At 73.2% G+C, this 7931-nt stretch carries 6 protein-coding genes; 2 read left to right on the top strand and 4 right to left on the bottom strand.

The genetic code is table 11. The features are described from left to right. Both C1I98_RS31285 and C1I98_RS31280 read right to left on the bottom strand, forming a co-directional pair. The coding region (locus tag C1I98_RS31285; protein WP_146607749.1) for an AAA family ATPase at positions 1-1434 on the bottom strand (1434 nt) is incomplete at its 3' end. Further along, entirely contained in the window at positions 1435-2562 is a 1128-nt protein-coding gene (locus tag C1I98_RS31280; protein WP_111170972.1) for an exonuclease SbcCD subunit D, read from the bottom strand. It abuts the gene before it with no gap. Between the two features lie 146 nt (positions 2563-2708). Here C1I98_RS31280 and C1I98_RS31275 point away from each other — a divergent pair, with 146 nt between their 5' ends. Next, entirely contained in the window at positions 2709-4199 is a 1491-nt protein-coding gene (locus C1I98_RS31275; RefSeq protein ID WP_111170971.1) for an alpha/beta hydrolase family protein, read from the top strand. On the opposite strand, the gene C1I98_RS31270 is transcribed toward C1I98_RS31275, so the two are convergent. Continuing rightward, positions 4172-5146 carry an alpha/beta hydrolase gene (locus C1I98_RS31270; protein ID WP_111170970.1) on the bottom strand — a complete coding sequence of 325 codons (975 nt, stop codon included), beginning with the start codon at positions 5144-5146 and terminating at the stop codon, positions 4172-4174. The two genes, C1I98_RS31275 and C1I98_RS31270, sit on opposite strands and share 28 nt — an antisense overlap. A 208-nt stretch (positions 5147-5354) precedes the next feature. Here C1I98_RS31270 and C1I98_RS31265 point away from each other — a divergent pair, with 208 nt between their 5' ends. Next, on the top strand, positions 5355-6812 hold the full coding sequence (locus tag C1I98_RS31265) for an LCP family protein (protein WP_233508343.1): 1458 nt from the start codon (positions 5355-5357) through the stop codon (positions 6810-6812). A 27-nt stretch (positions 6813-6839) separates the two neighbouring features. Here C1I98_RS31265 and C1I98_RS31260 read toward each other — a convergent pair whose 3' ends face one another. Further along, positions 6840-7856 (bottom strand): enolase C-terminal domain-like protein, encoded by a 1017-nt coding sequence (locus C1I98_RS31260; protein ID WP_111170968.1) that lies wholly within the window; start codon positions 7854-7856, stop codon positions 6840-6842. Positions 7857-7931: the final 75 nt, after the last annotated feature.

Here is a 7931-nt window from a genome sequence, read left to right as displayed (position 1 = left end):
GGCCCCTTCCCCGTCGGTGAAGGCGATGGGAAGGGAGGTCAGGGCGGCTTGGAGGGCGGTGGTGAGGGTGTCGCGGCGGTGGACGGCGGTGCGGGTGCGGATGGCGGTCTCGTGGGCGTGTTCGGCGGCGGGCGAAGCGGCCTCGGCCTGACGGGCGGCGGCGTGCCGCTCCTCCGCCTCGCGCAGCCTGCCCGGCAGTACGGCCAGCAGCTCGGCCGTCGCCGTCTCGCGGTCGGTGAGCCGGGTCAGTTCGGCGCCGATCTCCCCGATCTCGGCCAGGAGCGCGGCCCGGCGTTCCTCGTCGGCGCGCAGCCCGCCGAGCCGGGCGATCTCATCGCGCCGCTCGCGTTCCAGCGCCGCGAGGTCGTCATCGCCCGCCGGGCGGAGGGGCAGCACCCGCGACATCGACTCGGCGGCCAGCAGGACGGCCTTGGCCTCGGCCTCGGCGCGCTGCTCGGCGCGGTGGAGCAGCGGCAGCACCCGCCCGGCGCGGGCCGCGTCGGCGAGGAGGACGCCGAGGTCGGCGCGTTCCTCGGCGGCGGCGTCCAGGTGCGCCTGCCGGGCCAGCGCCTCGGTGTGGCGGCGTTTGCGGTCGGCCAGGCCCCCGCCGGCGTCGAGTTCGTCGCGGGCCGCGCGCAGGGCGGACCCGCTGATCGTCGCCGCGGTCTCCTCCTGGGCGGCCAGCCCGTCGGCGGCGGCCAGCAGGGACCGCGCCCACGCTTCCTGATCATCGTCGTCGTCGGGTACGTCTTCGAGCAGCCCGTCGCCGGCCGCGCCGCGCATCCGGTCGGCCACCGAGGCCACGGCCTTGGCCAGGTCCTCCTGGTCGCGCCAGGTCTGGGTACGGTGGTCGGCCAGCCACTTCTCCATCTGCCCGAAGACCTTGACCGAGAACAGCCGTTCGAGCAGGGCGTGCCGCAGTTCCCCGTCGGCGCGCAGGAACTTGGCGAACTCCCCCTGGGGCAGCATCGCCACCTGCTGGAACTGCGCCGCGTTCATCCCCAGCAGGCCGCCGACCAGGTCGCCCGCCTCGTCGATGCGGCCGGACAGGAACGTCCACTCCCCCTGCGCGGAAAGCTCCTCCAGCAGGACCTTGGCCTTCTCCTCCACCGTGCCCTCGCCGCGCTGCTTGGGGCGCTGCCAGGCCGGGGAGCGGATCAGCCGCAACCGGCGGCAGCGTACGGTGGCCTCCAGCTCCACCTTCGGCCCCCGGCCGGGCGGCGCGTGGTCGCAGCGCAGGCTCCGCGCGTCGTTGCGCTGGCCGGGGACCTGGCCGTAGAGGGCGTAGCAGACCGCGTCGAGCACGGTCGTCTTGCCCGCGCCGGTCGGCCCGTGGATCAGGAACAGCCCGGCCTCGCCGAAGGCGTCGAAGTCGACGGTCTCGGTGCCGGGGAAGGAGCCGAAGGCGGTGATGGTGAGGCGGTGCAGCCGCATCTACGCCGCCGCCTCCTTGATCCGGCACGCCTCGACGGCCTGCTGGAGCAGCTCGCGCTCGGCGTCGTCGGCCGGTTCGCCGCGCACCTCGCGGACGAAGTCGAGGGCCACGTCGATCTCCGGCCGACCGGCCGCCGTGCTCCGCACGGCCGGCCGTTCGCCGCCGCCCTCCGGCTGGAAGGCCAGGGTGAGGGTGTGCGGGAAACGCTGCCGCAGGCGTTCCATCGCGCCCTTGGGCCGGACCGGGTCGGTGAGCACCACGGCCAGCCAGTGGTCTTCGACACCGGCGTGGCGCGGGGAGGTCAGCAGGTCGTCCAGGTGACCGCTGAGCCGGGCGATCGGGCGCGGTACCGGGGCGGGCACGAACTCCGCCGCCTCCATCCCGCCCTCGCCCAGGGCGACCAGCCACGAGCCCTTGGTGTGACGCTCCTCGGAGAAGGAGTAGGCGATCGGGGAGCCGGAGTAGCGGACCGTCTCGCTCATCCGCTGGCGGCCGTGCAGGTGGCCGAGCGCGACGTAGCCGACGCCGTCGAAGGCGTCCAGCGGGACGTTGTCCACGCCGCCGACCCGGATGTCCCGCTCGCTCTCGCTGGCCTCGCCGCCGGTCACGAAGGCGTGCGCGAGCACCACCGAGGGGCCCGCCCGGTCCGCGGCGTCGGCCTTGATCAGTGACATGGCGTGCCGGATCGCCGCGTCGTGGCTGCGGGCGGTGAGCTCCCAGGGCCCGCGGACCATCTCCGGCTCCAGGTAGGGGATGCCGTAGAAGGCCACGCCGTCCACCAGCACGGGGGTGGCCACCGCGGCCGGGTCGGTGCGCAGATGGACGCCGCCCGCGTCGATCAGCCCGGCCCCGAACCCCAGCCGCCGCGGCGAGTCGTGGTTGCCGCTGATCATGATCACCCGCGCGCCCGCGCCCGCGAGCCGGTGCAGTGCCTCGTTGCACAGCGTCACCGCGTCCACCGGCGGCAGCGCGCGGTCGTAGATGTCGCCGGCCACCGCCACGACGTCGATCCGCTCGCTCCTGACGGTCTCGACCAGATGATCCACGAACGCGGCCTGTGCGGCGAGCAGGCTCTCGCGGTGGAAGGAGCGGCCGAGGTGCCAGTCGGAGGTGTGCAGCACGCGCATGTCGCAGGACGCTAACAGTTTCCGGCGACGAATCAGGCCGAACACGCACTGGCGGCGGGCGGTTTCTTTGCCGAGTACGCTGAAAGATCGGAGGGAACATTAACGACATTGGGCCGTCTCTGGCCCCGATCCGGGGAGCGGTACAGGTGCGCGTCGGTCGAGGCACGCTGAGCGTGGCCGCCGGTCTGGTGCTGGTCGTGCTCGCCACGGTGGGTTACGCGCTGCCGCCGTCGTTCGATCCGCCTCCGCTCAAGGCGGACGCCGCGCTCAGCTCGCTGCCTCCGCAGCCCGCGAGCGAGCGGGCCCCGGTGGCCAGCAAAGGCCCGATCACCACCGAGCAGGTCACGATCCCGCTGCAGGGCACGACGTCCCAGGCGATCATCTGGGCGCCGATGACGCCAGGGCCGCACCCGGCCGTGGTCTTCGTGCACGGGTCGGGCTCGGCCGACCGGCGCGAGTTCGCCGCCCAGGCCGAGTGGCTGGCCAAGGCGGGCGTCATCACGCTCGGCTATGACAAGCGGTCGGTGGGCTACTCCTTCGGCACCCGCGACTTCGGGCTGCTCGCCGACGACATCCTGCGCATGGTGCGGCACCTGCGCCAGCGCCCGGACGTCGACCGCACCCGGATCGGGCTGTGGGGCGTCAGCGAGGGCACCTGGGCCACCCCGATCGCCGCCGCGCGCAGCGCCGACGTCGGCTTCCTGGTCATGGTGTCGGCGCCCAACGTCTCACCGCTGCGCCAGGTCGCCTGGGCGCTGAACGAGCAGTTGCTGCGGCTGTACGCCCCGGTGGGCGTGCGCGACCTGCTGTCGCGGGCGATGGGCGTGGTCGGCCTGGACTTCCTGCGCCACGACCCGCTGCCCTGGCTGTCCAGGGTCCATCAGCCGGTGCTGGCGCTCTACGGCACGATGGACCCCTCGATCCCGTTCGTGGAGAGCACCCAGGCGCTGACCGAGGGCCTGGCGGCGGCCGGCAACGACCGTTACACGATCAGGTTCCTCGGCGGCGCCGACCACGCGATGCGGATCGGCGCGGGCCCGTTCGCGCCCGGCTACCTGGAGACGCTGGTCAACTGGATCGACGGCCTGCCCCAGAACGGCACGCCGGCCGTGCGGATGGCCGGGGCCACCCCGGTCCAGCGGTACCAGGCCAGCGACGTGCCGGCCGCTCCCTGGTACGCGGGCGGCACGGTGCTCGGGCTGGCGCTGTGCCTGGCGGTCGTGGGCTACGTGGCCGGGCCGGTCGCGCAGTTCGTCGTACGGCTGCGCGGGCGCGACACCCGGGCGCAGACCAACGCCCTGCTCTGGCCGCCGATCCGGCGGCGGCTGCGGCGGATGGCGCTGACCGGCCTCGGCCTGCTGGTGTCGGTGCTCGGCTTCATCACGCTGCTGGTGCTGTTCTCGATCAACCAGGCGGGGGCGTGGCCCGCCGTGCTGTCCGGCTGGATCGTGGTCCGGGTGCTCGCGGTGCTGATGCTGCTCCAGGAGGTCACGGCGGTGGCCGCGGTGGTGTCGGCGCTGCGCGAGGGCTGGCAGCCGAGCCGCTGGCAGCACGTGGCCATCGCCGGGGTGCTCGGCGGCACCGGCGTGCTGCTGGCGGTGGCCGCCTACTACGGGTTGTTCGCGTTCCCCTGGTAGGCGTCGCCGGCCAGGTGGCAGCGCGTCCAGCGGTCCATCTCGCCGAACACCTGCTTGCGCACCGGCTCGGCGGACAGCACGAGGTCGTGGATGCCGCCGGGCACCCGGACACATGTGACGTGCCCGCCGATCCTGGTCGCCCAGCGGGCCATGTGGTCGGGGTCCAGGACCACGTCAGCGCTGTGCGCCTCGGGGGCGAAGTCGCGCAGCCGCAGGCCCTTGTCCGCGCACAGCACCAGGACCGGCACGTCGACGTTCAGCCCGCCGTGCAGGCGGCGCTGGGCCCTGCGGACGGCCGACACCCACACGGCGTGGACGGGGAACCCGGTGAGCGGCTTCCAGGCCAGGTCGTAGTCCCATTCGCCGTGGAAGGTGTGGTGCAGGCTCCTGCCGTACGCGGTGGCCAGGGCCAGCGGGAGCACCGTGCGGGCGGGCACCCGGGCCAGCGGCCAGATCAGCAGGTCGGCCATGGAGCGCAGGTACGCCGAGACGTTGAGGTCCAGGAAGGGGCTGTTGAGGATGAGGCCCTGCACCCGGCCCGTGCCGCGGACCCGGTCGGCCCACAGCGCGGCGATGAGCCCGCCGGTGGAGTGGGCGTTGACCACGACGACCTCGTTGCCGTCGTCCTCGCGGATGATCCGCACGGCCTCGTCGATCTCCGGGAAGTAGTGCGTCATGCTGCGCACCAGCGCGGGGGTCTGGTGCGGGAGCAGGGACCTGCCGTACTTGCGCAGGTCCAGCGCGTAGAAGTGGAACCCCTGCGCGACGAAGTGGTCGGCCAGGTGGGTCTGGAAGAAGTAGTCGGTGAAGCCGTGGATGTAGAGCACGGCGCGCCGCGAAGACCCGGCCGCCCGCCGCCGCACCAGGGTGGCGACGACCTCGCCCTCCTCGTCGTGTCCCATGGGCAGGACGGTGGCCTCGTAACCGGGTCCGAGCACATCGAGCATGCCTCACGTTAACCCGTTGCCGGGCCGTCCGCACCGACCGGGCAGGGGCCGGGAAAGTTTGTGGATCGACTCGGCGTACCCCGGCCGGGACACGCGTTCGCGGGATATTCACGCGCCGGTACCCTGTCAGCCACGCTGACCCGTCTAGTGTCCCCCACGACGCCGGGTGGGGGACACTTGGGACATATCGCGAGGGGAACAAGCGCGAGTGCGGGAACGATCGAGAACGCTCGGCATCGGTGCGGTGATCGGGTGGACGCTGGTGTCCGTGGTCGCGCCTGGTGCCGCGCACCTCAAGACCGGCCATCGGCGGACGGGGTTCGCGCTGCTCGGCGTCTACGCGGCGCTGCTGATCACGGCCGGCGTACGGGCCCTCACCGCCGACGCCGGCTTCATCGGGCGGCTGACCTCGCCGGAGTGGCTGACCGGGATCACCGTCGGCGCGGTCGTGCTGGGGCTGGGCTGGTTCGCCGTGATCGTCCACTCGTTCGTCGTGCTGCGGCCCGGGGTGCTCCAGGCGCGCGGGCAGGCGATCACCGGAGTGGTGGCCGGGCTCACCGCGGTGGCGGTGCTGGTGCCGTTCGCCTGGGCGGTGAACTTCGTCACGGTCAGCCGGCGCACGCTCGACGAGGTGTTCGACAGCGCGCCCGACCCCACCGAGACCGTCAAGCCGGAGGACCCGTGGAACGGCCGCGACCGGCTCAACGTCCTGCTGCTCGGCGGTGACGCCGACGACCACCGCGTCGGGGTGCGCACCGACAGCATCAACGTGGCCAGCGTGGACATCAAGACCGGCAGCACCGTGCTGCTCAGCCTGCCGCGCAACCTGGAGAACGTCCGGTTCCCTCCGGACAGCCCGATGCACGCCCGCTTCCCTGACGGGTTCCGGCTGCCGGTCGGGCCGGGCGGCGGGCGCGAGGACCTGCTCTTCGCGGTGTGGGAGTACGCCGACACGCACCCGGAGATCTTCGGCGGGCGCAAGAACCAGGGCGCGCGCACGCTGAAGGAGACGGTCGGCTACACCCTCGGGCTGAAGGTCGACTGGTTCGCGCTGGTCAACATGTGGGGCTTCGCCCGGCTCATCGACGCCATCGGCGGGGTCACCCTGACGGTGGACCGGGACGTGGTCTTCGGCAAGTACAACGAGGGCCTGGTCAAGGCGGGCACCCGCAAGCTCGGCGGCGCGGACGCGATGTGGTTCGCCCGGTCCAGGACCAACAGCGATGACTTCACCCGGATGCGCCGCCAGCGCTGCGTGCTCGGCGCGCTGCTGGAGCAGGCCGACCCCGCCACCGTGCTGGCCCGCTTCAACAGGGTCGCGCTGGCCACCAAGGAACTGCTGCGCACCGACATCCCCCGGCCCATGCTGGAACACCTCGTCCCGGTCGCGCTGCGGGTGAAGAACGCCAAGGTGAACAGCGTGCAGTTCGTACCGCCGCTGATCAACACCGGATACCCGGACTGGACGAAGATCCGCTCCGTGACCGCGAAGGCCATCCGCGACTCGGTGCGGCCCAAGCCCGCGCGGGCCGCCAAGGCCTCTCCGGAGACCTCGGCGGACTCCTCACCCAAGGCGGCCGCCAAGAAGCGCACGCCGTCGCCGACCACGACCGGGGGCGGCCTGGAAGGCGTGACCGGCCTGACGGACGGCTGCAGCGGCGGCTGATCCGGCCTCAGGCGGCCATCCCGGGCGTCAGGCGGTGAAGGACATCGTGGCCAGCCGGCGCAGGCGCGCCTCGTCCACGGTGTGGCCGAGGCCGGGCTGGGTCAGCGGGACGGCGACGACGCCGCCCGCGGCCCCGACCGGCGGGGTCACGATCTGCGCGCTGCGCGGCGGCTGGGTGACGTCGCAGGGCAGGGTGCAGCCCGGCATCGCCGCCACCGCCACGGTCGCCGCCCTGGCCAGGCCGGTGCCCTGGCCGCCCGCGCAGAGGATCTCCCACCCGGCGGCCATGGCCCGGTCGTGGACCCGGCGCACGTCGCTGAGCGAGGGGAAGCGCGCGGGCCGCAGCAGCAGCGCCCTGGCCGAGCCCGCGGAGACGTGCGCGGCCAGCTCGGCGTCGGAGCCCGCCTCGACGGCGACCGCCGCCGAGACCCGGTCTTGCAGGATGGCGTGGGTGACCGGGTCGGTCGTCCCGAACGGCCGCTCGATCACCGCGATGTCGTAGGAGTCGAGCGCGACCAGGGCGTCGATCTCGGTGTAGGCGGCCTGGGCGTCCACGGACATGGCGAGGCCGGGGAACGCCTGGCGTACGGCGCGCACCGGCTCGACGTCCCAGCCGGGGTGGACGTCCAGCGTGACGTGCGCGTATCCGCCGCAGACCTGCTGGTTGACCCGCGCCACCAGGCTCTCCAGCGACCGGTCGCCGGCGATCCTGACCGTCGCCATCAGCGAGGTGCGGCTGCCGCCGAGCGCGTGCGCGAGCGGGACGCCGCGCATCCGTGCCCAAAGGTCCCAGCACGCCATGTCCGCAACGCTGCCGCCGCGCGAGATCGTGTCGAGTTCGTCGGGATGCTCCCAGTCGACGCCGACCAGCGCGGGCGCCAGGCTCTCCTCAAGCGTCGTCCACGCCTTGTCCAGGCCGGGCTCGACGACCTCGCCCCACCCGGTCATCCCGCCATGGTCGGTCAGCCGGACGAGAATGCTCTCCGGCCGCCTGCCGTACGGCAGGGTGAGCCGGAAGACCTCGATTTCGCGGACGCGCGGCAATGGACCCCCTGGTGTGCTGGCTTGGTGACGAGCGACCCGCCCATGCCCCCTCCCGCGCGCCTCTCCCTTCCATGG

The organism is Spongiactinospora gelatinilytica, from assembly GCF_003236385.1.
GTDB classification, from domain to species: Bacteria; Actinomycetota; Actinomycetes; order Streptosporangiales; family Streptosporangiaceae; genus Spongiactinospora; species Spongiactinospora gelatinilytica.
The sequence above is the reverse complement of the archived record's forward strand: the minus strand, read 5'-3'. Positions and strand labels throughout refer to the sequence as shown.

Bases quoted from the DNA above. Each gene is read 5' to 3' on its own strand.
- C1I98_RS31270 (WP_111170970.1), bottom strand. From the start codon at position 5,146: ATGCTCGATGTGCTCGGACCCGGTTACGAGGCCACCGTCCTGCCCATG.
- C1I98_RS31280 (WP_111170972.1), bottom strand. From the start codon at position 2,562: ATGCGCGTGCTGCACACCTCCGACTGGCACCTCGGCCGCTCCTTCCAC.